The sequence below is a fragment of the Parerythrobacter aurantius genome (assembly GCF_045291475.1).
Classification (GTDB): domain Bacteria; phylum Pseudomonadota; class Alphaproteobacteria; order Sphingomonadales; family Sphingomonadaceae; genus Parerythrobacter; species Parerythrobacter aurantius.
The window spans coordinates 1,252,438-1,278,742 of record NZ_CP147985.1 but is presented as its reverse complement, the minus strand read 5'-3'; the positions used below and the strand labels follow the sequence as shown (position 1 = coordinate 1,278,742).

Sequence of the window (26,305 nt, the reverse complement as noted above, 5' to 3'; positions counted from 1 at the left end):
AGCCGTGCGCTCGATGCGCACCTAGCCTTGTGGCCAGTTGACAGCAAGCGTCCGGCGGGCCGAATATGATCCGCGATGGATGACGACGAACGTCCCCGCCCGAGAGGCGACGCAGCCAGCGCGCTGGCGAGGGAAGACCTCGGCCCCTATTCGCTGGACGAGTTGGCCGAACGGATCGATCTCCTGAAGGCCGAAATTGCCCGCATCGAGGCGCACCGCACCAGGGCCGATGCCCATCGCGCCGCTGCCGACGCTCTGTTCGGGAAGCCTTCGTCTTGATTTGGCGGGCTCGCAATCGTGCCGCGAGCCACCATATCGATGCTGTCGATACCTCCGCTGCAGGTATAGCTTCGGTTCATATTGACGGTTCATATTCTCCCGCACGGGAACGGTTTCCCGGCCGCCAGAAAGTACGCTGATGCCCAGTTTCGCCCAGAATCTCGAAAAGACGCTCCACGCCGCGATCGATTCGGCGCGCGAGCGACGTCACGAATACGCCACGCTGGAGCATCTCCTGCTGGCACTGGTGCAGGACGAGGACGCAGCCGAAGTGATGAATGCCTGCGGCGTCGATCTCGAGGAGCTGAACGGCGTCGTGCGGCAGTATCTCGACCAGGAGTACCAGTCGCTCCAGACCGAGGACAGCAGCGAACCGCAGCCGACCGCCGGCTTCCAGCGGGTGATCCAGCGCGCCATCCTGCATGTCCAGTCGAGCGGCAAGGATACGGTGACCGGCGCCAATGTGCTGGTGGCCCTGTTCTCCGAGCGCGACAGCTACGCGGTCTATTTCCTGCAGCAACAGGACATGAGCCGCCTCGATGCCGTCAGCTTCATCAGCCACGGCATCGGCAAGGGCGGCAAGCAGCTCGAATCCAAGCCGCCGCAGGGGAGCGAGGAATCGCAGGGTGAGGAAAAGTCCGCCGATGCCAAGGGCGGCAAGGAAACCGCGCTCGACCAGTTTACCGTCAACCTCAACAAGAAGGCGCAGGACGGCAAGGTCGATCCGCTGATCGGTCGCGGTCCGGAAGTCGACCGCACGGTCCAGATCCTGTGTCGCCGCAGCAAGAACAACCCGCTCTATGTCGGCGATCCCGGCGTCGGCAAGACCGCCATCGCGGAAGGCCTCGCGCGCAAGATCGTCGAAGGCGACGTGCCCGAAGTGCTGGAAGACGCGGTGATCTACTCGCTCGACATGGGCGCGCTGCTCGCCGGGACCCGCTATCGCGGCGATTTCGAGGAGCGGCTGAAGCAGGTCGTCGGCGAGCTCGAGAAGATGCCCGACGCGATCCTGTTCATCGACGAGATCCATACGGTGATCGGCGCCGGGGCCACCAGCGGCGGGGCCATGGATGCCTCCAACCTGCTCAAGCCCGCCCTGTCCGGCGGCACGATCCGATGCATCGGCTCGACCACCTACAAGGAGTTCCGCAACCACTTCGAGAAGGATCGCGCGCTGCTGCGCCGGTTCCAGAAGATCGACGTCAACGAGCCGACGGTAGAGGATACGATCAAGATCCTGAAGGGGCTGCGTTCGACCTTCGAGGACCATCACAAGGTCACCTACACCCCCGACGCGATCAAGACCGCAGTCGAGCTGTCGGCGCGTTATATCAATGACCGCAAGCTGCCCGACAAGGCGATCGACGTGATCGACGAGGTCGGCGCGATGCAGATGCTGGTGCCCCCGAGCCGCCGCAAGAAGAAGATCACCGCGCGCGAGATCGAGGCGGTCATCGCGACCATGGCGCGCATCCCGCCGAAATCGGTCAGCAGCGACGACAAGAAGGCGCTGGAGAACCTCGAGCGCGACCTCAAGCATGTCGTGTTCGGGCAGGACGCAGCCGTCGAACGGCTCGCGACGGCCATGAAACTCAGCCGGGCGGGACTGCGCGATCCGGACAAGCCGATCGGCAGCTTCCTGTTCTCCGGCCCCACCGGCGTCGGCAAGACCGAGGTGGCGCGGCAGCTCGCCAGCATCATGGGGATCGAGCTCAAGCGCTTCGACATGTCGGAATACATGGAACGCCACTCTGTCAGCCGCCTGATCGGTGCGCCTCCGGGCTATGTCGGCTACGACCAGGGCGGCCTCTTGACCGATGCGGTCGACCAGAACCCGCACTGCGTGCTGCTGCTCGACGAAATCGAGAAGGCTCACCCCGACCTGTTCAACATCCTGCTGCAGGTAATGGATAACGGCCGGCTGACCGATCACCACGGCAAGACGGTCGATTTCCGCAATGTCGTTCTGATCATGACCACCAATGCCGGGGCCAGCGACATGGCCCGCCAGGGCATCGGCTTCGGCGATGTCAGCAAGGAAGACGCGGGCGACGAAGCGGTCAAGAAGATGTTCAGCCCGGAATTCCGCAACCGTTTGGATGCGATCGTGCCGTTCGGTTACCTCGGCAAGGAAACCATCGCCCGCGTGGTCGACAAGTTCATCCTCCAGCTCGAACTGCAGCTGGCCGAACAGAACGTCGATATCCAGTTCGACAAGACCGCCCGCGAATGGCTCGGCGACAAGGGCTATGACAAGCTCTACGGCGCCCGGCCGATGGCCCGCGTGCTGCAGGAGAAGATCAAGCAGCCGCTGGCAGAGGAACTGCTGTTCGGCAAGCTGGCCGACGGCGGCGAGGTCCATGTCACCATCAAGGACGGCAAGCCCAGCTTCGAACTGACGCCGGCCCCGCCCAAGGCAAAGGCCAAGGTCAAGGGCAAACCGCCGGTGAAGAAGAAGCCCGCAGCGAAAAAAGCGCCCGAGGCGGAGGCTGGCGACAGCGAAGGCTGAAACTGCTGAATCAACAATCGGGGCGCGGGCCGGAAACGGTTCGCGCCCCTTCTCGTTGAGGCGCTGATGGCCGCACCCTTTTCCTGGATCAAAGCCGAACCGTGGGGAATCCACGTTGTTCCCGCGGATTGCTGGATCGACCCGGCGCGCGCGGTGGATCGTGCGCTCGTGACGCATGGCCATGCCGACCATGCACGCGGCGGGCACGGGAAAACCGTGGCTACGGCGGAGACGCTGGCGATCATGCAGTTGCGCTATCGCACCGGGGCGGCGGACGATGCCGGGGACATCCTGCACAAGGCGGTGCCGGTCGCATATGGCGAGACCATCCGCCTCGCCGGCGGGGTCGATGCGACCTATGTGCCGGCCGGCCATGTGCTCGGTAGCGCGCAAATCCTGCTCGAACATGCCGGCGAACGGGTGGTCGTCACCGGCGATTACAAGCGCCGCGCCGATCCCACCTGTGCCCCGTTCGAAGTGACGCCCTGCGACATCTTCATCACCGAGGCGACCTTCGGGCTGCCGCTCTTCACCCATCCGCCGATCGAGGACGAGATGGCCAAGCTGCTCGATCGGCTGGCGGCGCATCCCGATGCCTGCGTGCTGGTCGGCGCCTATGCGCTGGGCAAGGCGCAGCGGGTCATCGCCGAACTGCGCCGCGCGGGGCACCATGCACCGATCTACCTGCACGGCGCGATGGAGCGGATGTGCCGGCTCTACGAGGAATTCGGCGTCGACCTGGGCGAGCTTCGCCTGGTCAGCGATGCGACGGTCGACGAAATGCGCGGCCATGTGGTGGTCTGCCCGCCGAGCGCGCTGAACGACCGCTGGAGCCGCCGCCTGCCCGATCCTGTCACCGCCATGGCCAGCGGCTGGATGCGGGTCCGGCAACGCGCGCGGCAACGCAATGTCGAGCTGCCCCTGGTGATTTCCGACCATGCCGATTGGGGCGAACTCACCCGCACTATCGAGGAAGTAAACCCGCAAGAAAGCTGGATCACACACGGCCGCGAGGAGGCGCTGCTGCGCTGGCACCAATTGCACCAGCGCAAAGCCCGCGCGCTGGCGCTGGTGGGTTACGAGGATGAGGACGACTGACGGGTGGAGGAATTCGCCGCCCTGATCGACGCGCTGGTATTCACCCGCAGTCGCAACGAGAAGCTGCGGCTGATCGCGGACTATCTCCGCTCGACGCCCGATCCCGATCGCGGTTGGGCGCTGGCAGCACTGACCGACGGGCTGGATTTCCCGGCCGTGAAGAGCTCCACCATTCGCGGGCTGATGCAGCAGCGGATCGACCCCGTGCTGTGGACGCTGAGCCGCGACTTCGTCGGCGATACGGCGGAGACGGCGAGCCTGCTGTGGCCCTCGCCGATGGGCGACGTCGCGCCGCCACCGGGCGTCAGCGAGACGGTGGCGATCCTCGCCGCGACCACAAGGGCGACCGCGCCGCTGGTGCTGACCGGCCTGCTCGACCGGCTCGATCCCTCAGGCCGCTACGCCCTGCTCAAACTGGCCACGGGCGCAATGCGGATCGGCATTTCCAGCCGCCTCGCCAAGGTCGCCTTCGCGCAGGCCTTCGATGTCGGGGTGGAGGAGGTCGAGGAATACTGGCACGGCCTCGCCCCGCCCTATGCGGAGCTGTTCGCCTGGGCCGCCCACGGGGCCGAGCCGCCCGATACCGAGAGCCTGCCGACCTTCCGCCCCTTCATGCTCGCCCACCCGCTGGAAGAAACGGTGGTCGACCTCGCCGACTACGCCGCCGAATGGAAATGGGACGGGATTCGCGTGCAACTGGTTCGCGCAGGCGACGAGACCCGCATCTATTCGCGTTCCGGCGACGATGTTTCGGCGACCTTCCCCGAACTGCTCGACGTCCTGCCGTTTCCCGCCGTGCTGGATGGCGAGTTGCTGGTGCGCGGCGCGCATCAGGGTGGTGAAGCCAACGAGAGGAACCAAGGCGGCGCGGCGAGTTTCAATGCGCTCCAGCAGCGGCTGGGGCGCAAGACCGTCAGCAAGAAAATGCTGGCGGAGTATCCCGCCTTCGTGCGCCTCTACGATACGCTGATCGTCGACGGTGCAGACTTGCGCGAGCTGCCGTGGAGCCAGCGCCGGACGCGGCTCGAAGCCCTGATGGGGCGCTTGCCCGACAGTCACTTCGACTTGAGCCAGATCGTAGAGGCCCGCGACTTCGAGCATCTCGCCGCAATCCGGGAAACGGCGCGCGACGATGCCATCGAAGGGCTGATGCTCAAGCGCCGGGATTCGCCCTATATCGCCGGGCGGCGCACCGGGCTGTGGTACAAGTGGAAGCGCGACCCGCTACTGGTCGATTGCGTGCTGATGTATGCCCAGCGCGGCAGCGGCAAGCGGAGCAGCTTTTATTCGGACTACACCTTCGGCTGCTGGGACGGCGATCCCGATGCGGGCGCGGAGCTGTTGCCGGTGGGCAAGGCCTATTCCGGCTTCACCGACGAGGAACTGAAAAAAATCGACCGCCATGTGCGCACGCATACCGTCAACCGTTTCGGCCCGGTGCGCGAGACCGACCGCAGCCTGGTGTTCGAAGTGGCCTTCGACAGCGTGCACGAAAGCAAGCGCCACAAGAGCGGGCTCGCCATGCGCTTCCCGCGCATCCACCGGATCCGCTGGGACAAGCCGGTGCACGAGGCCGACCGGATCGAGACGCTGCGATCGTTCGTCCGCGACTGAGGCCTAGCCTGCCGCCTCCACCGCCGCCTTGTGCGCGCGGGCGTTCTCCACGTAGTGCGCCACGCCCATCCGCATCCCCATCACAGCGGCATCGCCCATGTCGCGCAAGGGCTTGGCCGGACGGCCCGCCCACAGGCTGCGCGGCTCCATCACCTTGCCCTCGGTCAGCATCGCGCCTGCTGCCAGCATGGCGTCGCTGCCGATGACCGCCTTGTTCATGGCGATCGCGCCTAGGCCGACGAAGCCGCGATCGTGGATCGTGCAGCCATGCACCATCGCCATGTGCCCGATCAGCACATCGTCGCCAATGATGAGGGGCGAGCCGTCGGGATCGCCCGGTCTCGGCGGATCGCAGTGGAGCACGCTGCCGTCCTGCACATTGCTGCGTGCGCCGATCACGATGCGGCTGACGTCGGCGCGCAATACGCAATTGTACCAGACCGAGCTGTCGGCCCCGATGGTGACATCGCCGACGATGACGCAGCCGGGTGCGATGAAGGCGCTATCGTGGATCTGCGGGGTCTTGCCGTGGATCGGGATGATGCGGACGCCGGGCCGGGTCTGGGTCATTGCGAATTCTCCCATTGTTCGCGGGTGATCGAATAGAGGATCGTCGGGTTGTCTTCCGGCGGATAGTCCGGATCGTCGAAATCGAGATCGCGGCGCCGTTCCATGCCGAGCTTCTCCATCAGCATCCAGCTTGGCACGTTCCGGTCGGCGGTCATCGCGACGATGAGCGGGGCGCGGTGGCGCGTGAAGGCCCAGTCGAGCACCGCGCCGACCGCTTCACGGGCATAGCCGCGCCGCCAGCGGTCCTCGCGAACCAGCCAGCCGGTTTCGAAATCGCCGGGATTCTTCGCATGGCGGTTGTCGACCCGCTTCAACCCGACGTAGCCGACGGCCTCCCCGGTGGCCTTTTCGACCATCATCATGAAACCGAAGCCGTCCCGGGCGAAGTCGGCCCGGCTTTTGTCGTGGCTCGCCTCAATGGCGTGCAGTTCGCGCGGGCCCCCGAGATGCTCGGTCACCAGCGGAGAATTGAGCCGTTCGAATTGCTCGCGCGCGTCGGCATCGTCGAAAGTCCGCAGGACCAGCCGTTCGGTTTCCAGCACGATATCCGCCATCGGTCCCCTGTCCTTGTCCGGTACCCTCATCCGCGGCCGCCCCTAGGGGCTTGACGGCATCGTTCCCGCCATGCGTTCCCACATGATATAGGGCAGGATGGTGGCGTGGTCATCGGTCCAGACCTTGCCCGCGGGCGCCGGAAGCGGACTCCAGGGACTGTCGGGATGGGCGGCGGCAACGGCGTCGAGGCGCGCCTGGTCGCGGGCCATCACCACCCAGATCGACCCGTTGACCGAGCGTGCGGGCGAGCCCGCATCCAGCCGCACCATGGCCGGCCAGCCGCGCTCTGCCGCATGGGCCGCCAGTGCCGGGCGCAGGTCGATGAAGCGGTTGGAAATATGGAACAGCAGCAGGCCGTCATCGGCCAGCGTGCGGCTGTAGATGTCGAGCGCCTCGCGCGTGACGAGGTGCAGCGGGATCGAGTCGGAGCTGAACGCGTCGATCACGAGCACGTCGAAGGCCCCCGCGGGTACTTTCTCGAGCACAAGCCGCGCATCGCCGATCAATATGTCCGCGTCCGGGGTGCAATCGCTGATGAAGGAGAAGGTGCCGTCGCGCGAATAGCGGGCCACGACCGGATCGATCTCGAAAAAGGTCCAGGCCTGACCCGGCCGGGCGTAGCAGGCGAGCGTACCGGTCCCCAGCCCCACCGCGCCGATCCGCAATGGGCTGCCGCCGGCCGGAAGGCTGGTCAGTGCAAGCCCGACGCCCGAGCGGGGGCCGTAATAGGTCGTCGGTGCCCGCCGCTGCTGCGGGTCGGTGAACTGGAGGCCGTGCACCGTCGTCCCGTGCAGCAACGAGCGGGTTTGCGCCGTGGGATCGTCGTCACGGGTGTAGATACCGAAATAGCTGCGTTCCCGCACCCCGGCGAGGCTTGTGTCGATCGTCTGCCAGCCGCCTCGCGCCACCAGCAGGGCCGCGAAGATTGCCAGCAGCGCCCAGCGCGATGGGAGCGCCAGCACGCCGCACAAGGCAAGGCCGAAGGTCGTGGCGATAAGCACAGGATGGTTTTCGCTGGCGGACGCGAAATACATCGCGGCGGCGAGCGCCGCCGCCAGCGCCAGGATGGCTGCAAGACCTGCTTTAGGCGACACCCTGCCCTTTGCGCGCCAGCCGACCAGCGTCGGTAGCGGCAGCAGCGCCGCGGCTGCCAGCAGGAGCAGCGGGTGCTCCCACACCCAGTCGAAGGCAATCGGCGCGATCAGGGCCGTAAACAGCCCGCCGAGCGCCCCGCCCGCGCTCATGACGAGATAGAACAGGGTCAGGCGCGATGCATCGGGGCGCAGTTCGTACAGCCGCCGGTGCAGGGCCGTCGCGAGAATCAGCAGCAGTGCGAGGGACCCGAACAGCAAGCCGAGCGAGGCATGTCCGCCGCTGACCATGGCGATGGACCCTGCCAGCAGCAGCGCCAGGGGTGCGAGCCGGGCACAGGCTGAGGCGAATTCGCTGCGATCGGCAAAGGCGAAACTGAAACTGAGGAGATAAAGGCCCAGCGGCACCACCCACAACAGCGGCATGGCGACGATGTCAGTGGTGAGATGGGTCGTCGTGGATAGCATCAGTCCCGAAGGGACCGCGGCGAGCGCAAGCCAGGTGAGGATGCGCCCCGCGCCGGGCGATGCCGCACCACCCGCTGCGACTTCCTCTTCTGCGATCGCTGCGCCCTTGCCCGTGGACGCGCTGTTCCAGCGCGCGCTGACAGCCAGCACTACTAGCACGACGAGCACGGCATAACCCGTGGCCCACAACCGGGTCTGGCCGGCAATGGGGAGGTAGGGTTCGAGCAGGAAGGGGTAGGACACCAGCCCGGCGAAGCTGCCGATGTTGGAGGCGGAATAGAGCCAGTAAGGATCGCCGGCGCCGTCATCGGCAGCAAACCAGCGTTGCATCAGCGGCGCCTGCGCGGAAACGACGAAGAAGACCGGGCCGACTGTGGCGAGGAACAGGGCCGGGACCCACACCGCTTCCCAGCCGGGTGCCGGCGACGGCAGATCCGCCAGCGCGATCGGCAGCGTCAGGCCGGCCAGCGCAAGCAGCCCCAGGTGCACCACCGCCTGACGGCGCAGGGACAGGCGCGAGAGCGCGTGTGCATAGGCATATCCGCCCAGCAGCAGCGCCTGATAAACCAGCATGGCGCTGTTCCAGACCGCCGGGGCCCCGCCAAGCAGAGGCAGCGCCATGCGGGCCACAAGCGGCTGGACAAGGAACAGCAGGAAACTGCCGACCAGGATGGTGACGATGAAAATCAGGCGAGCATGGCCCGTCATGTGCTTGCATTCCCCCATTGCGCGCGCCCGATCGCGTAGACGATGATGACCGGGTTTTCCGGATCGAAATCCGCGTTGGCGAAGTCGAGATCCTCGCGCCGCTCCATCCCCAGCCGTTCCATCGATCCCCAACTTGCCGTGTTGCCCGCCACCGTCAGCGCGATGACCTCGTCGGCGCCGAAGCGGTCGAACGCGAGGTCGAGCGAGGCACTCGCCGCCTCCTTGGCATAGCCCTGCCCCCACGCGTCCTGCCGCAGGCGCCACCCGACCTCCATCATGCCCTGCGGGCCGCTTTGCTGGTTGGAGCGCTTGAGGCCGCAGAAGCCGAGGATCTCGCCATCGTCCTTCCGCTCGACCGGCCAGAAGGTGTGGCCGTGATCGCTTTCATAGGACAGCAGCCGATCCTGCGCGGCGACGCGCTTGGCATCGTCCGCAACCCCGCCGAGCCAGCGCATCACCTCGGGCGTGTTGGTACCGGCCCAGAACGATGCCCAGTCATCGTCGCGCCAATCGCGGAGCACCAGCCGCGCCGTTTCGTAACGGAAGCCCCCCACTGTGTCCGTCAGCCGTTCAAGAGGCGCGCCGCAACAGGGGCGTGATAGGTCAGCACACCCGAGCATCCGGCGCGCTTGAACGCCATCAGCTTTTCCATCAGCAGCGCGTCACGGTCGCCCACGCCCGCCGCCGCACCGGCCTCGATCAGGGCATATTCGCCGCTGACATGGTAGGCGAAGACCGGCACCCCGAAGGCCTCCTTCGCGCGCCAGATGATGTCGAGATAGGCGAGGCCCGGCTTGACCATCACGCTGTCGGCACCCTCGGCGATGTCCAGCTCGATCTCGCGCAGCGCCTCGAGCGCGTTGGCGGGGTCCATCTGGTAGCTCTTCTTGTCGCCCTTCAGCAGGCCGCCGCTGCCCACCGCATCGCGGAACGGGCCATAGAAGGCCGAGGCATATTTGGCCGAATAGGCCATGATCTGGACGTTGTGATGTTCGCCCATCTCCAGCGCCATGCGGATGGCGCGGACGCGGCCGTCCATCATGTCCGACGGGGCAATGATATCGGCACCCGCCTCGGCCTGGTTGACCGCCTGGTCGACCAGTACCGACACCGTGGCGTCATTGGCGACATAGCCGTTGTCGTCGAGCAAGCCGTCCTGCCCGTGGCTGGTATAGGGATCTAGCGCGACATCGGTCAGCACGCCGATATCGTTGCCGCAGGCGTCCTTCACGGCCTTGATGGCGCGGCACATCAAATTGTCGGGATTGTATGCCTCGCGGCCATCATCGCTGCGCAGGCCAGACGGCGTGTTGGGAAACAGCGCGATGCAGGGGATGCCGAGCGACACGGCCTCCTTCGCCCGCGCGACGATCCCGTCGACCGACAGGCGCGAGACGCCGGGCAGGCTGGCGATGGGCTCTTCCTGTGCCTGCCCCTCGATGATGAACATCGGCCAGATCAGGTCGGCGGGCGAGAGCTGCGTTTCGCGAAACATGGCGCGGCTCCAGGCGGAGGCACGCGTGCGGCGCAGGCGGGTGGCGGGATAGCTGGCGGTCATGGGCGCGGTGTTGCCGCAATCGGGGCAGCAGCGCAATGCGCCCCTGTATTGGTCGTCACCCGACCCGCCCGACCGGACGGGCCGCCAGCTTGTCGATTTCGCGCGCCGGCTGGTCCCGTTCTTCCCCGCGCTTCTCGATGTCCTCGAGGGCGGCCCCTGCCTTGATCTGCATGATCCGGCCGAGCGTTTCGCGGAACCGGCGCAGTTCCTCACCGGCAAGCTGGGCTCTGCTGACGAAGCTGACCGACTGCGGATCGATCGCGCGGCCGCCGCGGTACATCTCGAAGTGGAGGTGCGCGCCGGTCGACAAGCCGGTCGACCCGACATAGCCGATCACCTGGCCGCGACTGACGCTCTGCCCGCTGCTGACGACCATCCGGCTCATGTGGCAGTACCGCGTTTGCAGCCCCCCGCCATGGCTGAGCCGGACCGCGATGCCGCAGCCGCCCATGCGCCCGGCGCCGATAACCTGGCCGTCCGTGACCGCCCGGATGGGGGTGCCATAGGCCGCACGGTAATCGAGACCGCTGTGCATCCTGCGATAGCCGAGGATCGGGTGGCGACGCATGCCGAAGCGCGATCCGACAGGACCGGGCACCGGTGCAACCAGTCCGGCACGCTGTTCGCCGACGCCCGAGGCTTCGAAGAAGCGCCCCTCGCTGCCCCAGCGCATCAGTTGCGCCGTCGGTTTGCCGCCCCGCTCGATACCGGCGTAGATCAGCTTGCCCGCCTCGCGCTCGCCCGTGGCGGCCCGGCGATAGGTCACGATCATGTCGTACGTATCGCCTGCGCGCAGGGCGCTGTCGAAATCGGCGCTTTCGCCGACGGCCTGTAGATACTGCTGGACCGCGCTTGCGGGAGCGCCGGCGGCGCGAGCGCTACGGTACAGGCTGTTGCCGACGACGCCGCGGATACGCAGCGGGGTCTCGTCGACCCGGATCGGCTTGCGGACCAGCGTCAGCGCGCCTGAATCGGTGCGGGCGATGGCCAGCGCGAGGTCAAAGCGCGCGCGGAATTCGATGGCTTCGACCGGGCGGGTGGTGCCCGCCGCAGGCCGACGCCCGAGGGTGATGTCGAGCTGGGTGCCGGGTGCGATCTGGGCAAGCGGCATGGCTTGCGACACCATGGCGGCAATGCGGGACGCTTCGTCCGTTCCGACGCCGGCCCGTTGCAGCATACGGCCGAAGCCATCGCCCTGCACGAGCGTGGCGACCAGCTGGATGCGCGGGCGTTCGGGCGCTGCGGGCAGGTCGCCGACTAAGGCGGTGGCGCCCATGTGGCTGCCATTGTCTCCGCCCAGGGCCAGCGGCATGATCGCCTGGCTGCGCAGCTCTTCCTGCGCGGTCGCATCGAGGTGCTGTGCCGGTGCCGCTTCCAGAGGCGAAAAATCGGGCCAGAAGGCGAATGCGAATGCGCTGAGGCCGACTAGCGTGCCCATGCCGCGAACCCAGCGGGCGCTGCCGACATCCTCTGCAAGATCGGGTGCAAGGTCCATCCGGTCGAGTTTCTGTTCGAGGGACAGCCGCCAGCCGTCGAACCGTTCGCGCAGCGACCGGCTACGGTGCAGCACCCGGGGCGCTGCGTCATCGACGACCTGCGCATGCGACAGGACCGCAGCACGCCAGTCGCCGGCGTACTCGTCCGCGTCGTATCGGGCGGTCATGTCTACCCGCGCCTGGTACAGACTGTCCTCCATCGATCCCGGAGCGGTCGGCTTCTGGCCGGGCGACCCGTCCCGCCGCGCTCCTTGGCCCAAACCCATGGCGGATTAAAGTTAACTTGGATTTAAGACGCGCCGGGAGGAGTCCTGCGTGCGACAAGTCACCGAGGCACCGGGGGCAGCTCGCCCCCTACCTTGCCGACGAGGTCGAGCGGTGCCACATCGGCACGCGTGAGCGAAAGCACCATCCGGGCGGTCCTCGGGCCCACCAACACCGGCAAGACCCATCTCGCCATCGAGCGGATGTGCGGCCATTCGAGCGGGGCGATCGGCTTCCCGCTGCGGTTGCTGGCGCGCGAGGTCTATGACCGGGTGGTGCGGATCAAGGGGGAGAAACAGGTCGCGCTGATCACCGGCGAGGAGCGGATCGAGCCTCCGCAAGCGCGCTATTTCCTCTGCACGACCGAGGCCATGCCCCGAACAGGCGGCGGCCACGCCTTCGTCGCGCTCGACGAGGCGCAGCTCGCCGCCGACCGCGAGCGGGGGCATATCTTCACCGACCGCCTGCTCCATGCCCGCGGGCGCGAGGAGACGATGATCCTGGGGTCTTCGACGCTGGAGCCGGTCCTGCGCCAACTGGTGTCCAAGGCACAAATCGAAACGCGCCCGCGCTTTTCCACGCTCACCCACATCGGCCCGCGCAAGCTGTCGCGCCTGCCGCCGCGTAGCGCCATCGTCGGCTTCAGCGCCGAGCAGGTCTATGCGCTGGCGGAAATGCTGCGGCGTTTCAGGGGCGGCGCGGCGGTGGTGATGGGCGCGCTGAGCCCCGAGACGCGCAACCGGCAGGTGGAATTGTTCCAGTCGGGCGAGGTCGACCACATCGTCGCCACCGACGCCATCGGCATGGGGCTCAATCTCGATGTCCAGCATGTCGCCTTCGCCTCGTTGACCAAGTTCGACGGCGTGCGCCAACGGCGGCTCACCCCGGCGGAAATGGCCCAAATCGCGGGGCGCGCGGGTCGGCACCAGAAGGACGGAACCTTCGGCACCCTCGCCGGCCAGCGCGGGCAGATGCCCGAGCTGACCGAGGAGGAGATCTACGCGATCGAGGAACACCGCTTCGCGCCGCTGACACATCTCTACTGGCGCGATCCGGAGCCGCGCTTCGACAGCATCGCGACGCTGATCGCCGACCTCGAAGCCAAGCCGTCCGAGCCTGAACTGCGCGGCGCGCCCGAGGCGATCGACCTCGCCGTGATGAAGAAGCTCGCCGAGGAACCGCTTGCTGCGGCCATCAGGGGGCCGGGCAATGTCCGGCGCTTCTGGGAGGCCTGCTCGCTGCCCGACTTCCGCCAGTCCGGGCCGGATACCCACGCCCGCTTCGTCGCCCGCCTGTGGCAGGATCTGAGTGAGGGCTACCTCGGCGGGGACTATGTCGGCGCGCGGATTGCCGAGCTCGACAATATGCAAGGCGACATTGCCACGCTACAGGGTCGCATCGCGGCGATCCGCAGCTGGGCCTATATCTGCCAGCGGCCCGACTGGGTGCTCGCCCGCGACGAGATGGCAGCGCGGGCGCGTGGGGTGGAGGCGAGGCTCTCCGACGCCCTGCACGCGCGGCTGACCGAACGTTTTGTCAACCGAAGGACGGCGATCCTGATGAAGAACCTGGGCAACGATCCGAAACTGCTGCCCGTAACGCTCGAGGACGATGGCGGCCTGCTGGTCGAAGGCGAGCATATCGGCATCGTCACCGGTTTCCGCTTCGCAGTGGACGCGCAGGCGAACCTCGCCGACCGCAAGATGCTGCTCTCCGCCGCCGAAAAGGCGCTGCCACATATCCTGGCCGAGCAGGCGCGCAAGCTGCGCGATAGCGGCTTCGACGGGATGGCGCTGGAGCAGGGCGCGGTGCGCTGGGCCGGGCAGGATATCGCACGACTGCAGCCGGGCGCCTCGGTGCTCGACCCTCGTCTCGAACCGGCACGCGAGCTCGACCGCATCGAGGAACGCGAGCGCGCGACCCTGCTGGCGGCGATCGCCGAATGGGTAAAGGCGCAGCTCGCCCCGCTCGCACCGCTCGCCGCCTTGCAGGCTGCCTCAAAGGATCCGGCAGCGGGGACAGAAGCCCGCGCGCTGCTGCTGAACCTCATCGCCGGCCACGGCCTCGCGACCCGCGAACGGGCGGGTATCGTCCACCTGCCCAAGGAAGTGCGGCCGTTCCTGCGCAAGCTCGGCGTGGTGTTCGGCGCGCTCGATGTGTTCGCGCCTGCACTCCTCAAGCCCGCGGCGCGCATCGCTTTCCACAAGGCAGGCCTCGACCGCCGGCCGCTCGAAGAGGCGATGCGGTCGGTCCTGCCCGAATCGCGCCATGTTCCAGCCGGGTATCGCCCCGCCGGTGACCAGTTGATCCGCGTCGATGTGGCAGAGAAGCTACTGCGCGCTGCGCACGAGGCGCGCAGTACGAGGCCCCAAGCGCGCCATGTATGGATCGACCCCGCGCTGGCGGTATCGACCGGGCTCAGCGAGGCGAGTTTCCAGCGCCTCCTGGGCGCGGCCGGGTTCCGGCTCCACCGCAGCCGGCCCCTGGCCGAAGGGGCTTTCGGACCGGCAGCCCCCGATGCGTGGAGCTGGCGTCCGAACCGGCCCGGTGCCAAGCCGCAGCACGAACGCGGCGAGCGGCGCGGTTCCGGCAGCAATCCGAAGCGCGGCCGGGCCGACAAGCGGGGCAAGCAGGCACCCGCCGCAGGATCGGTGCGCGAGGGACCGGTACCAGGCAATCCGTTTGCCGAACTGGCCAAGCTCGTGCGCTGATGCGGCTCGACCTAGCGCTGGTTCGACTGCGCTTCGTCAAGACCCGCGGTCTCGCCCGGAGCCTGGTGGAATCGGGGCATCTCAGGGTCAACGGCAGGCGTATCGACCATGCCAGCCACGCGGTGAGGATAGGCGATGTGCTGACGATCCCGCGCGGCGCTTCGGTCGTGGTGGCGGAGATTGTGGCCATTCCGGAAAGACGCGGTCCACCCGCTGAAGCACAAAGCTGCTATCGCGTGCTTGACCAAAACAAACGCCCGACATAGCGATGCGCTGAGGCCCGAGCAGCGGGCCGGAATTCAAGGGGAACCGCCTGCCATGACCTATGTCGTCACCGATGCCTGCATCAAGTGCAAGTACACCGACTGCGTCGAGGTCTGCCCGGTCGATTGTTTCTATGAAGGCGAGAACATGCTGGTGATCAACCCCAGCGAATGTATCGACTGCGGCGTGTGCGAACCCGAATGTCCGGCCGAGGCGATCCTGCCCGATACCGAGGACGGGCTGGAGCAATGGCTCGAAATCAACGCCAAGTTCTCGTCCGAGTGGCCCAACATCACCCAGAAGAAGGATCCGCCGGCCGAGGCCGACGACCACAAGGGCGAAGAAGGCAAGTACGACAAGTACTTCAGCGCCGAACCTGGCGAAGGCGACTGATTTTCCATCGCTGAAACAGTGCGATCGGGCGAGCAAGGGCCGGTTTCGGGTGCGGAATCGGCGCGTTGTTTGCTGCTCTGGTAATTTTGTTGCGAATCTGTTATATAATCCTTCAACTGCCTGCGGTCCGAGTCCGCGGGCGGAAAAAAATCTGGAAAGGCCGGATCGCGCATCTTCGACAATTTGGTTCCACGCACGGCCCGCATGGCGCGGTCGCCCCGGAACTTTCCTGTCCGCGCTGTTTGTCCTGACAGAACGAAAGGACTATAGATGGCAGCCAATGCTCCCGCCTTCGATGTTGGCGATTATGTTGTGTATCCCAAGCACGGCGTAGGCCGTGTGATCGAGCTCCAGAGCGAGGAAATCGCCGGCATGCAGCTCGAACTCTACGTGCTCCGCTTCGAGAAGGAACGCATGACCCTGCGCGTTCCGGTCAACAAGGTCGAAGCCATCGGCATGCGCAAGCTTTCCAGCGACAAGACGCTGAAGGAAGCGATGGAAACGCTGAAGGGCAAGCCCAAGGTCAAGCGCACCATGTGGAGCCGCCGCGCGCAGGAATACGAAGCGAAGATCAACTCGGGCGACCTCGTCTCTATCGCCGAAGTGACCCGCGACCTGTTCCGCCCGGAAGACCAGCCGGAACAGAGCTATTCGGAACGGCAGATCTTCGAAGCCGCCTCCAGCCGCCTCGCCCGCGAACTGGCCGCGATGGAAAAGACCGACGAGCCGACCGCGCTCGGCAAGATCCTCGACGTGCTGCGCGAACATGCGCCGCAGTATTACGAGAACACCGAAGACGCCTGATCGACCGGGCGCCGACGCAATCCGACGAGGGCCGCTCCGCAAGGGACGGCCCTTATCGCATCCGGGTTGCCCCTCTGACCGCACTGTATTATATTGGCAATACAGATGGACGACGGAGGGACCCCCATGTTGAACGTGCTTTTGAGGAAATTGATGCCGGTTGCGGTGCTTGGCCTCGGCCTCGTCACCTCGGGGTGTGACGGCATGGACATCCAGGTCGGCGACAACAAGGGCGTGCCCCTGGCCGACCTCGACATGAGCGGCGATGCCCCCAAGGGCGTGGTGCTGGCCGGGCCGGACACGCTGGTGGTGACCGAGGGCGAAACCCTCGACATCGACGTCGAGGGCGACCAGGCGGCGGTAGACGCGCTGCGCTTTAACATCGAAGACGGCACACTCGGCATCATGCGCAAGAAAAACGGCTGGAAGGACGGCGGGACCGCGACGATCCGCGTGACCATGCCGAAACCCGAGGAAGTCGTGATCGCCGGCTCGGGCAACGCGACATTGCCCGGCATGGCGAGCAAGGCCGAAGTGACTATCGGCGGCAGCGGCACCATCGATGCCGGCACGCTGTCGGGCGAGAGCCTCGAGATCACCATCGGCGGCAGCGGCACGGTCAAGGCCAGGGGCACGATCAAGAACCTGACCATGACGGTCGGCGGCTCGGGCAAGGCGGAGATGGCCGATCTGAAGGTCGACAAGGCCGAGATCAATGTCGGCGGCTCGGGCGATGCCCTGTTCGCTTCCGACGGCGAGGTCGAAGCGAACATCGCCGGTTCGGGCGACATCGTCGTGACCGGCAGCGCCAAGTGCAGGATCGAGGCCTTCGGTTCGGGTACGCTCACCTGCAAGCCCGGTACTGCCAAGGCCGCACCGACTGCGCCTGCCGGTTCCGAAGCTCCGTCCGCACCCGCGGCTCCGGCGCCTACGGCAGCTGAAGCCAACAGCTGAGGACAAGCTCATTCATGGACGGCTCACGCCGCTTGCGGTAGGGGCCGTCCATGCGTGTCGCCAGTCCCCTGTTACTCGTCGCTGCCGGGTTCACCCTGCAGGGCTGCCTCGCCAAGACGGCGCTTGACGTCGTGACGCTGCCGGTCAAGGTTGCCAGCAAGGGCGTCGATCTTGCCACCACCAGCCAGTCCGAGGCCGACGAGAAGCGCGGGCGCGAGCTGCGCAAGCGCGAAGAGCGGCTGGGCAAACTGGAACGCGAGTACGAAAAGCAGCGCAAGCAATGCCTCGACGGCGCGCGCGAGGCCTGCGACCAGGCCCGCCAAACCTACGAGGAAATGCAGGTGCTGAGCCGCTCGCTACCCGTAGAGCCGGAACCGCAGGGCGAACCCAAGAACTGATCAGGCGGCCGCGCGGCGCAGCCGGTCGTTGATGGCGGCGCCAATGCCCTCCTCCGGTATCGGCGCGACGGCGATCCGCGGCTGCTGTGCCTCCCCAGCCCTGTGCAATCCGGCGTAGAGCCGCGCCGCCGCCTCGGCGAGATCGCCGGTCGGCGAAAGCGACCAGTCACCGGGGACAGGGCCGAAGCCGAGCAGGAATTCATCCGCATCGGCGCATTGGGCATCGAGGCGCAGCGGCTTGCCCGGCGCATAATGGCGCGCGAGCTGGCCCGGCGCTTCGATCGTGCCGTCGGCTGCCGCCGCTTCGCTTGCCAGAACGGCCGCAATCTCGGCTGACGCAAGCGGGCCTTCGCGCAACAGGCTCCACGAACCGTCTGAACGCAGCGCAACAATCGTCGATTCGAGACCGCGCGGCGTCTCGCCACCATCGACGACCGCGTCGATCCTGCCTGCCAGTGTTTTCAGCGCATGGTCCGGGCGGGTCGGGCTGACCGTCTCGCTGGCGTTGGCGGAGGGCGCGGCGAGCGGCGCGCCGACTGAGTGCAGGATCGCCAGCATGACGGGGTGGTCCGGAACCCGCAGGGCCAGCGTCGGTAGGCCCGCCGTGACCGCCCCGGCAAGGCCGGCTCCGTACCGCAATGGCAGCACCAAAGTCAGCGGTCCGGGCCAGAAAAGGTCGGCGAGCATGGCCGCACGTTCATCGAAGACAGCCAGCCGCTCCGCCGCGGCCCGATCGGCGACATGGACTATCAACGGGTTGAAGCTCGGCCGGCCCTTGGCTTGGTAGATTTTCGCCACTGCCTCGGCGCTGTCGGCCCGCGCGGCGAGTCCGTAGACCGTCTCAGTCGGAACGGCCACGAGCCCGCCCGATTCGAGAATCGCCGCGGCGCGCGCGATCCCCTGCGCATCCGCCAGTATCGTTTCCGTAGCGTTCTTGCCCGTCATGCCTGCCCGCTATATCTGTCGCGGCGAATTTCCAAGCACGCATCAGCCCAAGAGGACCCGCATCGTGATCCCCTACACCCCGCCGACCCAGGACCAGCTGCTAGCCATTCGCGCCAATGCCGGGATTGCCGAACTGGCACAGAGCGAACGCTTCGCGGCCGCCGAGCCGGACATGGTGGAAGCCATTGTCGAGGGCGTCGGCGCCTTTGCAGCGGGCGAATGGGCGCCCCTCAACCGCATCGGCGACCTCGAAGGGGCGAGGCTCGAAAACGGCGTCGTGCGCCTGCCAGACGGCTTTGCCGAAGCTTACCGCGCCTATGTCGAGCAAGGCTGGAACAGCATCGCCTCCTCCACCGAGTTCGGCGGACAGGGCCTGCCCTTCACCCTCGGCTGCAACGTGCTGGAAAATCTCGGTACCGCCAACATGGCTTTCAACCTGCTGCCGATGCTGAGCGTCGGCGCGATCGAGGCGCTGGAGCATCACGGCAGCGGCGATCTGCAGCAGAAATACCTGCCGCGCCTCGTCAGCGGCGAATGGTCCGGCACCATGAACCTGACCGAACCGCAGGCCGGCAGCGATGTCGGCGCGCTCCGTACCACGGCGACGCCGATCACCGCCGGCGAACATGCGGGCAAGTGGCTGATCCAGGGCCAGAAGATTTACATCACTTGGGGCGATCACACGCTGGCGGACAACATCATCCATCTCGTGCTCGCCCGCACCCCCGGCGCACCCGAGGGAACACGCGGCATCTCGCTGTTCATCGTACCCAAGTACCATGTGAACGATGACGGCTCGCTCGGACCGCACAACGACCTGCGGCCCGTCAGCCTCGAACACAAGCTCGGCATCAACGCCTCGCCGACCTGCGTCATGTCTTACGGCGACAACGGCGCGTGCGTCGGCGAGATGGTCGGAGCGGAGAACCGCGGCCTCGCCGCCATGTTCACCATGATGAACAACGCCCGCATCAACGTCGGCAACCAGGGCGTGCAGATCGGCGAGCGCGCCACCCAGCAGGCGCTCGCCTATGCCCGCGACCGGGTGCAGTCGGCCCGCGCCGGATCGCCCGACAAGTCGCCTGTCGCCATCGTCGAGCATCCCGACGTGCGGCGCATGCTGCTGCGGATGAAGGCGCTGACCGAAGGCGCGCGGGCGCTGCTCTATTACACCGCCGGCCAGGTCGATCGCGGCACGCTTGGCCACGAGGCGGCGGGCCAGCGTGCCGAAGTGCTGGTGCCGATGCTGAAGGCGTGGGGCACGGATATCGGCATCGAGGTCGCGAGCCTTGGTGTTCAGGTCCACGGCGGCATGGGTTTAGTCGAGGAAACCGGCGCCGCACAGCATTACCGCGATGCGCGGATTGCGCCCATTTACGAAGGCACCAACGGCATCCAGGCCGCCGACCTCGTCACCCGCAAGCTGGGCCTGGCAGGCGGCGAGGCCCTGACCGGCCTGCTGGCCGAGATCGTGCGCGATGCATCGGGCGAGGCAGGGCTCAAGACGCTGGCCGAAGACTGCCTTGCGGTGGCGCGGTGGATGCAGTCCGAGGCGAGCCTCGACGACCGGCTGGCGGGCAGCGTGCCCTTCACCACCATGTGTTCGGTCGCGGTCGCCGGCTGGCAGCTGACAAAGCAGCTTGCCGCCGTCGAGGCAGGCGAAGCGCCCGCGCTGGCCGAGACCAAGCCGGTCACGGTGCGCTTTTTCCTCGACCGGATCGTGCCCGAGAGCCGCGGCCTCTTGGCATCGGCCACGGCCGGAGCAGGCTTGCTCTATGCGCTCGATGCCGAGAAACTCACGGCCTGAGGGGGTGTTGCGGTGAGCGACCAAGGCGATCCGTTGGCCCGTATCGCCGAGGCGCTGGAGCGACTGGCGCCCGACCGCCGGGCCCCGACCGACTGGAACACCGCGGCTGCCTATAGCTGGAGTGAGAACCGCGCCAACCCCGTCGCTGCCATTGCCGCGCCGCCACTCGCGGTGTTTCGCGGAATCGATAGGCAGCGCGACACGGTGGTCGAGAATGTGGCGCGTCTGGCAGAGGGCCACGCTGCGCATGACATGCTGCTGTGGGGTGCGCGCGGTATGGGAAAATCGGCGCTGGTCCGCTCAGCGGTGGCTGCAGCACAGGCTAGCGGTGCCGATCTCGCGCTCGTCCAGCTCGGGGTGAGCGCGCTGCAGGACCTGCCACGGCTGTTCTACCGGCTAGCCGGGGTCGAGCGCCGCTTCCTGCTGTTCATCGACGACCTTGCCTTTGCCGAAGACGATGCGACCGGCCCGCGCCTGTTGCGCAGCTGGCTTGAAGGCGGGGTCGACGCGCGGCCCGCCAACACGCGCCTTGCGGTAACCACCAATCGGCGTTCGATCGTCGCCCGCAAGGCAGGCGAGGCCGACGATGCGATGAACGAGCGCGACATGCTGGACGACAAGCTGGCCTTGGCCGACCGCTTCGGCCTGTCGATCGGCTTCCACCCCTGCAACAAGGCGGACTACCTCTCCATGGTGCGCGCCTATGCAGAGCCGCGCGGACTTGCCTTCGAGGAAGGCGAAGCTTTGGCCTGGGCGATGCAGCGCGGGGCACGATCGGGCCGCACGGCCTGGCAATTCGTCACCGAACTGGCCGGGCGGGCGCGGCAGCCGTCCTGACCAGGCTCAGTTGCTTTCGCGGGCGTAATCCTCGTTGAAGGAAGCCGTCGGAGCACCGTCGAGCGAAACGCGCGGCCGCATGCTGGTGCCCCTCACCCGCTCGAGCGCAGCCGCCGGCGCAGCGCCGGTCGCCACCACGCGCCAGATGATTCCCGCGGTATCGTCGCTCACCAGCAGCGAGCCGTCCCCCCCCCATTCCACCCAGGTCGGACGACCGCGAGTCGTGCCGTCGCCCTTCAGGAAGCCCGTCAGGACCGGCACCGGCTTGCCCAGCGGATTGCCGCGCTCGTCGAAAGCGACATAGATAACGTCGTAGCCGGACGGCGGTTTGCGGTTCCACGAGCCATGGCGGGCAATGAACGCGCCCCGCCCGAACCGGTCGCCCATCAGGTTGCCTTCGGCCGAGAACACGAGACCAAGTGCCGCCACATGCGGGCCGAGGGCGTATTCGGGGCGGCGGGTATACTCGACGATGAAGGGCGGCCGCGGCGCCTTGACCCGGCCATCGAGATTGTCGCCCCAGTAGAGCCAGGGCCAACCGTATTGCGCGCCGACCGGAACATTGGTCAGGTAGTCGGGCACCAGGTCCGACCCCAGCATGTCGCGTTCGTTGACTGTTGTCCACAGCTCGCCCGACAGCGGGTTGAAGTCGAGCCCGTTGGGGTTACGCAGGCCGACGGCATAGGGGCGAGGGCGGTTGCTGGCAGTATCCAGCTCCCAGATCATGGCCCGGCCCTCTTCCACCTCCATGCCCTGTTCGCCGACATTGGAAACCGATCCGACCGCGATGTAGAGCTTGCTGCCATCGGGGTTGAGCTCGATATTGCGCATCCAGTGTCCGCCGCCTGCCGGCAGGTCCATCAACTTGCGCGGCGCACCGGCCACCGTATCGGCGCCCAGTTCGTAGGCAAAGGCAAGCAGCGCATCGTGATTGGCGACATAGAGCGTACCGTCGCGCCAGGCGATGCCGGACGGTGACGCGAGATCGTCCCGCAGCACCTTGCGGGTCTCGGCGACACCGTCCTTGTCCGCATCGCGCAGCAGCACAAGCTGGTCGGGCGATGGGCCCTTGGCCCCGGCCCGTGCCATCAGCATCCCTTCGATCCAGCCGCGGACCTTGTCGAACAGGCCTTCGTCTCCCGGCTTTCCGGCCGGGGCGCGGGTCAGCGTCACCAGCACATCGCCATTCGGCAGGCGATGCAGCACGCGCGGATGATCGAGGCCGTCGGCGAAACGTTTCACTTCGAGCCCCGCCGCAGGCGTCGGCGCTTCGCCCGCTGCCCAGCCCACCGGCTCCGCAATCGCCACGGTCGGGATCGTTTCCTCGTCCGGTTCGGCCAGAGTGGGATCGTCGCCGGTCACCTGTTCGATCGGCAGGTCGGCGACATCACCGCGCGTCGCCCAGTAGCCGAAACCGGCGAGAACGACGAGCAGGACGAACAGGGCGAGGAGAATTTTACGCAGCTTGGTCATGCCGCGCGGGATAGGCGAGCCTTGCGCGTGCGGCAAACAATTTGCGGCTGCCCGCGCTTGCATGCTTCGCCGATAAGCCTAGATCGCGGCACGATGTACGATTTCGCCCCCCAGCAGGATCTCGCGCCGTCCGAACGGTACCGTCAGCTTGTCCAGGCCGCCGATGCGCTTACCCAGGGCGAGAGCGATGCCGTGGCCAACATGGCCAATCTTGCCGCGCTGCTGTGGGAGTTCCTGCCGGACCTCAATTGGGCAGGCTTCTATCGCGTGATCGGCGACGAACTCGTACTCGGCCCCTTCGTCGGCCGCCCTGCGTGTATCCGCATCCGCGTCGGCAAAGGCGTCTGCGGCACCGCCGCGGCAACCGGGGTCACGCAGCTCGTGGCCGACGTCCACGCGTTTCCCGGCCACATTGCCTGCGATGCGGCCAGCCAGTCGGAGCTGGTCGTCCCGATCAGGTCGGGCGACGCAATCATTGGCGTTATCGACCTCGATTCGCCGCTCAAGGCCCGCTTCGGTGAAGAGGATGCCGCAGGTATAGAGCAGCTCGCAGAGCTGATCGCTCCACGAATTCAGCCGATTTAGCTAACTATCCGACCCGAAACGGGACAGGCCCAGCGGGCATCGTGACTCGCTGCGCCGTTATGGTAACTTTTCCGTTAACGCCGGGCGCGCAGAGCGCAGGGCCGGCCAAATGGAAGAGGAGCGCCGATGTCGCCTGAATGCAAAGTCCGCCAGCTTGCCGCCGGCGCCGCCGCCGTTGCCGCGCTGGCTTCGGCCGCGCCCGCGTTCGGACAGGAAATGGGATACGAGGAACGGGTCTACGAATACGCCCAGCCCCTGCCTGCGGGCGAGGTTCCCCCCGTCTTCGTCAGCCATCCCGTCGTCCAGCCCCTGCCCTCCGCCGAGGAGGGGCATGCCGAGGAAGCCGAGGACCACAGCTATGAATACGAGGTCGAAACGGTCTCGCCTGCCCCGCCGCACTACCCGGTAGCAGGCGCCTACGGGGCGCCGGTATATGCCCGCCCGGCACCGCCCCCGCCCATCCCCGGCTACCCGCACTACCAGTCCTATCCGCCTGCCGGTTACCAAGGTCCGCAGGGCGATTATGGCTATCAGGCTGCCTATCCGCCCATGCCGCCCGTCGTCGACCGCGATGCATGGATTGCCGATTGCCGCGCCTATCTGCGCGAGCGGCGCCGCCAGGCCGATCGTGGCGCAATTGGTGGCGGACTACTCGGAGCGGCGGCCGGGGGGATCCTCGGCAACCGGATCGCGGACGGCGAGCGGCTCGGCGGCACCCTGATCGGGGCAGGTGTCGGCGGACTCGTCGGCCTGTTCATCGGGCAGGCGATCGCACTTGCCGGCGGGGACGGGACCAAGAAAGATTGCAAGAACTGGCTGCGGACCTACGAGGAATCCTATGCAAATGGCGGCCGCTGGCCCGGTTACGGACATTACCCCTACCCAGGGCCGATGTGGGGCCATGGCTGGGGCGGCAGCTGGAGCGGCGGCTACATGGTCGTGCCGCAGACCACCGTTGTCGTAACCCAGGGGGTTCCCATGGTGCCGGTGGTGCGCGAAATCGTCCGCGAGGAGTGGGTCGAGGAAGACGTCGTGACATATCGCAAGGTCACTCCGGCGCCCACCCCCAAGCGCAAGGTCCGGATGATCAAATCCAAGCCGGTAAAGTACATCAAGGGCAAATAGCCTGGCCTTTTTGCCGGCAGCCCGCGGGGTCACGGGCTCTTTAGGTCGCTGTTAACCATGGGCTGCGATACGCGGATCCGTGAAGGAAGAGAAATCTTCGACATGGGTCGGCACGGCCCTCGGTAACGCGCTATCCGGCAGGCAGCGGGATGGCGCGCCGCCCTTGCGTGTGCTGCTGGCCGAGGACTCGCCCATCAGCGCCGATATGATGCAGGCCATGGCGGACCGGCTCGAAGTTTCCATGGATGTCGCTGCAAACGGCCTGGAAGCGATCGAGATGATTAGGGAGGCCGGGCAGTCGGGGGAGCCCTACTCCCTGCTGCTGGTAGATATCATGATGCCGATCCTCGACGGCCTCGAGACCGCGCGCCGGTTGCGTAGCGAAGGGATCAACGCCGAGGACCTGCCCATAATCGCCATCACCGCCGCGACTGATCTTGAGGAAGTGAGGAGCTACCGCCGGGCCGGCATGCAGGCGTTCCTGGAGAAGCCGGTCGCGCTATCCGACTTGCGCGCGACCCTGCACGCCTGGGGACACGGTACCCGCAGCCGCGCACGCACTGTTCGATCGGCAGCCTTCGAGGCGCTGGCCGAACAGTTCCGGCAACGCAAGGTATCGACGCTGGCCGCGATCGAGCGGACGCTCGGCGAACCCGTCCTCACCGATGAGATGCTGGCCGAAGTGCGCCGTATCCTGCACCAGCTGGCTGGGACCGCCGGCTCGTTCGGCGAGCCGGCGCTGGGGGAAACCGCCCGCGCCTGCGAATTGGAACTCGTAGCGGCCATTTTCGACCGCCAGGATGCCCGACCAGTCCTCGCCAAGGCGAGCGCGGCGCTGGAGCGATACCTGTGACAAATCCTGTAATCGGCCTTGTCGGGCGCGCAGTCGCACTCGCCGCATCGGCTATGCTTGGCCTGGGCAGCACAGCTGCACTTGCCCGCGATGCAGGGCCCCCCACGGCCGATCCCGATGCACAAATCGAATTCAGGGTCGTCCAGTCGGGCCTCGATCCCGAACAGAGCGAGGAATTCGACAGCTCGGGCTTCGTCCTGCGCGGTGAAGCCGGGATAGACTTCGATCTCGGCAAGACCCGCGGTGCCCGGATCGAGGTCGACGCCGCCCGGTTCGAATATGAAGACGACCAGCGCACCGACCGGACCAGCTATGGCACCGCGATCGAACTGCGCCAGGCGATCGGCGAGACCGTCGAGATTCGCCTCCGCGCACGCCATGTCGAGAATACGGCCCTGCTGGAGGCGTCCAGCGCCGATCAGACAAGCATCGGTGTCCGGCTGCAATGGCAGGAGGGCAACGATCGCCTGCGTCTCAGCGCCGATTACCGCTGGAGGCAATACGACCTCGCAGGAAATCCGGAGGGCGAGGGCCTGCGTCTCGGCGGGCAATACAACCGCCGGTTTGGATCCTATCACTGGTTGCGGTTCGATGCCTTCCATGAAGACATCGAAAGCACCGCCGCCCCTTCGCGCAGCTACGAACGCTATGGTGCCAAGGTCGAGTATAGCCAGCCGCTAATCGAACGGTTGCGGCTAAAACCGGCGCTGGAATACCGGCGCTGGCAATACGACAGCCGCATCGCGCTGGGCGACCCCTCCGGCGCACGCCGCGCGGACAGCTTCGTCGGGCCAGCGCTGGAATTCGCCTACGGCCGAGACGACCGCGGCCTGTTCGCCGAGGCAGGAGTGCAATACCGCATCAGCACCTCGAACGATTCGCGTTACGATGACGATGCGGCCCGGTTTGCCCTGATCGTCGGCTATCGCTTCTGACAGCAAAGTCG

At 66.8% G+C, this 26,305-nt stretch carries 24 protein-coding genes; 16 read left to right on the top strand and 8 right to left on the bottom strand.

Annotated features, from left to right (window positions below; all coding sequences use genetic code 11):
- The first annotated feature begins 75 nt into the window (after positions 1-75).
- The 4 genes from WAB17_RS06310 to WAB17_RS06295 all read left to right on the top strand — a co-directional run bounded on the left by WAB17_RS06310 (position 76) and on the right by WAB17_RS06295 (position 5,500).
- Complete coding sequence (locus WAB17_RS06310) at positions 76-279, top strand: DUF1192 family protein (RefSeq protein WP_435419165.1); 204 nt, start codon at positions 76-78, stop codon at positions 277-279.
- A 139-nt stretch (positions 280-418) separates the two neighbouring features.
- The gene (clpA, locus tag WAB17_RS06305; RefSeq protein WP_435419163.1) at positions 419-2,788 is read left to right on the top strand and encodes an ATP-dependent Clp protease ATP-binding subunit ClpA; all 2,370 of its coding nucleotides are present in this window, start codon (positions 419-421) and stop codon (positions 2,786-2,788) included.
- Between the two features lie 66 nt (positions 2,789-2,854).
- Entirely contained in the window at positions 2,855-3,886 is a 1,032-nt protein-coding gene (locus WAB17_RS06300; protein ID WP_435419162.1) for a ligase-associated DNA damage response exonuclease, read from the top strand.
- 3 nt (positions 3,887-3,889) lie between these two features.
- Positions 3,890-5,500, top strand: coding sequence for a cisplatin damage response ATP-dependent DNA ligase (locus WAB17_RS06295; RefSeq protein ID WP_435419161.1), 1,611 nt, complete (start codon positions 3,890-3,892; stop codon positions 5,498-5,500).
- A 3-nt stretch (positions 5,501-5,503) separates the two neighbouring features.
- On the opposite strand, the gene WAB17_RS06290 is transcribed toward WAB17_RS06295, so the two are convergent.
- The 6 genes from WAB17_RS06290 to WAB17_RS06265 are packed head-to-tail and all read right to left on the bottom strand — an operon-like array spanning position 5,504 to position 12,212.
- A complete protein-coding gene (locus WAB17_RS06290; RefSeq protein WP_435419160.1) occupies positions 5,504-6,070 on the bottom strand; it encodes a gamma carbonic anhydrase family protein in 567 nt (188 codons plus the stop codon).
- Entirely contained in the window at positions 6,067-6,654 is a 588-nt protein-coding gene (locus WAB17_RS06285; RefSeq protein ID WP_435419159.1) for a GNAT family N-acetyltransferase, read from the bottom strand. The genes WAB17_RS06290 and WAB17_RS06285 overlap by 4 nt, the downstream gene beginning before the upstream one ends.
- A gap of 12 nt (positions 6,655-6,666) precedes the next feature.
- Positions 6,667-8,892 carry a spermidine synthase gene (locus tag WAB17_RS06280; RefSeq protein ID WP_435419158.1) on the bottom strand — a complete coding sequence of 742 codons (2,226 nt, stop codon included), beginning with the start codon at positions 8,890-8,892 and terminating at the stop codon, positions 6,667-6,669.
- Positions 8,889-9,446, bottom strand: coding sequence for a GNAT family N-acetyltransferase (locus tag WAB17_RS06275; protein ID WP_435419157.1), 558 nt, complete (start codon positions 9,444-9,446; stop codon positions 8,889-8,891). Before WAB17_RS06275 ends, WAB17_RS06280 begins: the two co-directional genes overlap by 4 nt.
- Positions 9,447-9,454: 8 nt before the next feature.
- Positions 9,455-10,450: a porphobilinogen synthase gene (gene hemB / locus WAB17_RS06270; protein WP_435419156.1), complete on the bottom strand. Its 996-nt coding sequence runs from the start codon at positions 10,448-10,450 to the stop codon at positions 9,455-9,457.
- Positions 10,451-10,505: 55 nt separating this feature from the next.
- Positions 10,506-12,212 (bottom strand): M23 family metallopeptidase, encoded by a 1,707-nt coding sequence (locus WAB17_RS06265; protein WP_435419155.1) that lies wholly within the window; start codon positions 12,210-12,212, stop codon positions 10,506-10,508.
- 129 nt (positions 12,213-12,341) lie between these two features.
- On the opposite strand from WAB17_RS06265, the gene WAB17_RS06260 reads away from it, so the two are divergent.
- From WAB17_RS06260 to WAB17_RS06235, 6 genes are all read left to right on the top strand, one after another.
- Positions 12,342-14,921, top strand: coding sequence for a helicase-related protein (locus WAB17_RS06260; RefSeq protein ID WP_435419154.1), 2,580 nt, complete (start codon positions 12,342-12,344; stop codon positions 14,919-14,921).
- The gene (locus WAB17_RS06255; RefSeq protein ID WP_435419153.1) at positions 14,921-15,187 is read left to right on the top strand and encodes an RNA-binding S4 domain-containing protein; all 267 of its coding nucleotides are present in this window, start codon (positions 14,921-14,923) and stop codon (positions 15,185-15,187) included. Before WAB17_RS06260 ends, WAB17_RS06255 begins: the two co-directional genes overlap by 1 nt.
- 52 nt (positions 15,188-15,239) lie before the next feature.
- The gene (fdxA, locus tag WAB17_RS06250; RefSeq protein ID WP_435419152.1) at positions 15,240-15,578 is read left to right on the top strand and encodes a ferredoxin FdxA; all 339 of its coding nucleotides are present in this window, start codon (positions 15,240-15,242) and stop codon (positions 15,576-15,578) included.
- 270 nt (positions 15,579-15,848) lie between these two features.
- Positions 15,849-16,382 carry a CarD family transcriptional regulator gene (locus WAB17_RS06245; RefSeq protein ID WP_435419151.1) on the top strand — a complete coding sequence of 178 codons (534 nt, stop codon included), beginning with the start codon at positions 15,849-15,851 and terminating at the stop codon, positions 16,380-16,382.
- Positions 16,383-16,508: 126 nt separating this feature from the next.
- Entirely contained in the window at positions 16,509-17,336 is an 828-nt protein-coding gene (locus WAB17_RS06240) for a head GIN domain-containing protein (protein ID WP_435419150.1), read from the top strand.
- 50 nt (positions 17,337-17,386) lie between these two features.
- Positions 17,387-17,734: a hypothetical protein gene (locus WAB17_RS06235; protein WP_435419149.1), complete on the top strand. Its 348-nt coding sequence runs from the start codon at positions 17,387-17,389 to the stop codon at positions 17,732-17,734.
- Here WAB17_RS06235 and WAB17_RS06230 read toward each other — a convergent pair whose 3' ends face one another.
- Positions 17,735-18,679: an L-threonylcarbamoyladenylate synthase gene (locus WAB17_RS06230; protein WP_435419148.1), complete on the bottom strand. Its 945-nt coding sequence runs from the start codon at positions 18,677-18,679 to the stop codon at positions 17,735-17,737.
- A 67-nt stretch (positions 18,680-18,746) separates the two neighbouring features.
- On the opposite strand from WAB17_RS06230, the gene WAB17_RS06225 reads away from it, so the two are divergent.
- Both WAB17_RS06225 and WAB17_RS06220 read left to right on the top strand, forming a co-directional pair.
- Positions 18,747-20,486, top strand: coding sequence for an acyl-CoA dehydrogenase (locus WAB17_RS06225; RefSeq protein ID WP_435419344.1), 1,740 nt, complete (start codon positions 18,747-18,749; stop codon positions 20,484-20,486).
- 12 nt (positions 20,487-20,498) lie between these two features.
- Positions 20,499-21,323: a DUF815 domain-containing protein gene (locus WAB17_RS06220; RefSeq protein WP_435419147.1), complete on the top strand. Its 825-nt coding sequence runs from the start codon at positions 20,499-20,501 to the stop codon at positions 21,321-21,323.
- A gap of 6 nt (positions 21,324-21,329) precedes the next feature.
- Here the strand turns inward: WAB17_RS06220 and WAB17_RS06215 are convergent, their stop codons facing one another.
- The gene (locus tag WAB17_RS06215; protein ID WP_435419146.1) at positions 21,330-22,796 is read right to left on the bottom strand and encodes a PQQ-dependent sugar dehydrogenase; all 1,467 of its coding nucleotides are present in this window, start codon (positions 22,794-22,796) and stop codon (positions 21,330-21,332) included.
- A 93-nt stretch (positions 22,797-22,889) separates the two neighbouring features.
- Between WAB17_RS06215 and WAB17_RS06210 the strand changes: the two genes are divergently transcribed.
- From WAB17_RS06210 to WAB17_RS06195, 4 genes are all read left to right on the top strand, one after another.
- Positions 22,890-23,381, top strand: coding sequence for a GAF domain-containing protein (locus WAB17_RS06210; RefSeq protein ID WP_435419145.1), 492 nt, complete (start codon positions 22,890-22,892; stop codon positions 23,379-23,381).
- A 126-nt stretch (positions 23,382-23,507) separates the two neighbouring features.
- A complete protein-coding gene (locus tag WAB17_RS06205; RefSeq protein ID WP_435419144.1) occupies positions 23,508-24,506 on the top strand; it encodes a glycine zipper 2TM domain-containing protein in 999 nt (332 codons plus the stop codon).
- Positions 24,507-24,585: 79 nt separating this feature from the next.
- Positions 24,586-25,359 carry a response regulator gene (locus WAB17_RS06200; RefSeq protein WP_435419143.1) on the top strand — a complete coding sequence of 258 codons (774 nt, stop codon included), beginning with the start codon at positions 24,586-24,588 and terminating at the stop codon, positions 25,357-25,359.
- The gene (locus WAB17_RS06195; protein ID WP_435419142.1) at positions 25,356-26,294 is read left to right on the top strand and encodes a hypothetical protein; all 939 of its coding nucleotides are present in this window, start codon (positions 25,356-25,358) and stop codon (positions 26,292-26,294) included. The genes WAB17_RS06200 and WAB17_RS06195 overlap by 4 nt, the downstream gene beginning before the upstream one ends.
- The last annotated feature ends 11 nt before the right edge of the window (positions 26,295-26,305 follow it).

Coding starts and splice junctions, on each gene's coding strand:
- WAB17_RS06300 (WP_435419162.1), top strand. CDS start 2,855: ATGGCCGCACCCTTTTCCTGGATCAAAGCCGAACCGTGGGGAATCCAC.
- WAB17_RS06310 (WP_435419165.1), top strand. CDS start 76: ATGGATGACGACGAACGTCCCCGCCCGAGAGGCGACGCAGCCAGCGCG.
- WAB17_RS06255 (WP_435419153.1), top strand. CDS start 14,921: ATGCGGCTCGACCTAGCGCTGGTTCGACTGCGCTTCGTCAAGACCCGC.
- hemB (WP_435419156.1), bottom strand. CDS start 10,450: ATGACCGCCAGCTATCCCGCCACCCGCCTGCGCCGCACGCGTGCCTCC.
- WAB17_RS06290 (WP_435419160.1), bottom strand. CDS start 6,070: ATGACCCAGACCCGGCCCGGCGTCCGCATCATCCCGATCCACGGCAAG.
- WAB17_RS06235 (WP_435419149.1), top strand. CDS start 17,387: ATGCGTGTCGCCAGTCCCCTGTTACTCGTCGCTGCCGGGTTCACCCTG.
- fdxA (WP_435419152.1), top strand. CDS start 15,240: ATGACCTATGTCGTCACCGATGCCTGCATCAAGTGCAAGTACACCGAC.
- WAB17_RS06285 (WP_435419159.1), bottom strand. CDS start 6,654: ATGAGGGTACCGGACAAGGACAGGGGACCGATGGCGGATATCGTGCTG.
- clpA (WP_435419163.1), top strand. CDS start 419: ATGCCCAGTTTCGCCCAGAATCTCGAAAAGACGCTCCACGCCGCGATC.
- WAB17_RS06245 (WP_435419151.1), top strand. CDS start 15,849: ATGGCAGCCAATGCTCCCGCCTTCGATGTTGGCGATTATGTTGTGTAT.
- WAB17_RS06240 (WP_435419150.1), top strand. CDS start 16,509: ATGTTGAACGTGCTTTTGAGGAAATTGATGCCGGTTGCGGTGCTTGGC.
- WAB17_RS06230 (WP_435419148.1), bottom strand. CDS start 18,679: ATGACGGGCAAGAACGCTACGGAAACGATACTGGCGGATGCGCAGGGG.
- WAB17_RS06210 (WP_435419145.1), top strand. CDS start 22,890: ATGTACGATTTCGCCCCCCAGCAGGATCTCGCGCCGTCCGAACGGTAC.
- WAB17_RS06280 (WP_435419158.1), bottom strand. CDS start 8,892: ATGACGGGCCATGCTCGCCTGATTTTCATCGTCACCATCCTGGTCGGC.
- WAB17_RS06205 (WP_435419144.1), top strand. CDS start 23,508: ATGTCGCCTGAATGCAAAGTCCGCCAGCTTGCCGCCGGCGCCGCCGCC.
- WAB17_RS06215 (WP_435419146.1), bottom strand. CDS start 22,796: ATGACCAAGCTGCGTAAAATTCTCCTCGCCCTGTTCGTCCTGCTCGTC.
- WAB17_RS06265 (WP_435419155.1), bottom strand. CDS start 12,212: ATGGGTTTGGGCCAAGGAGCGCGGCGGGACGGGTCGCCCGGCCAGAAG.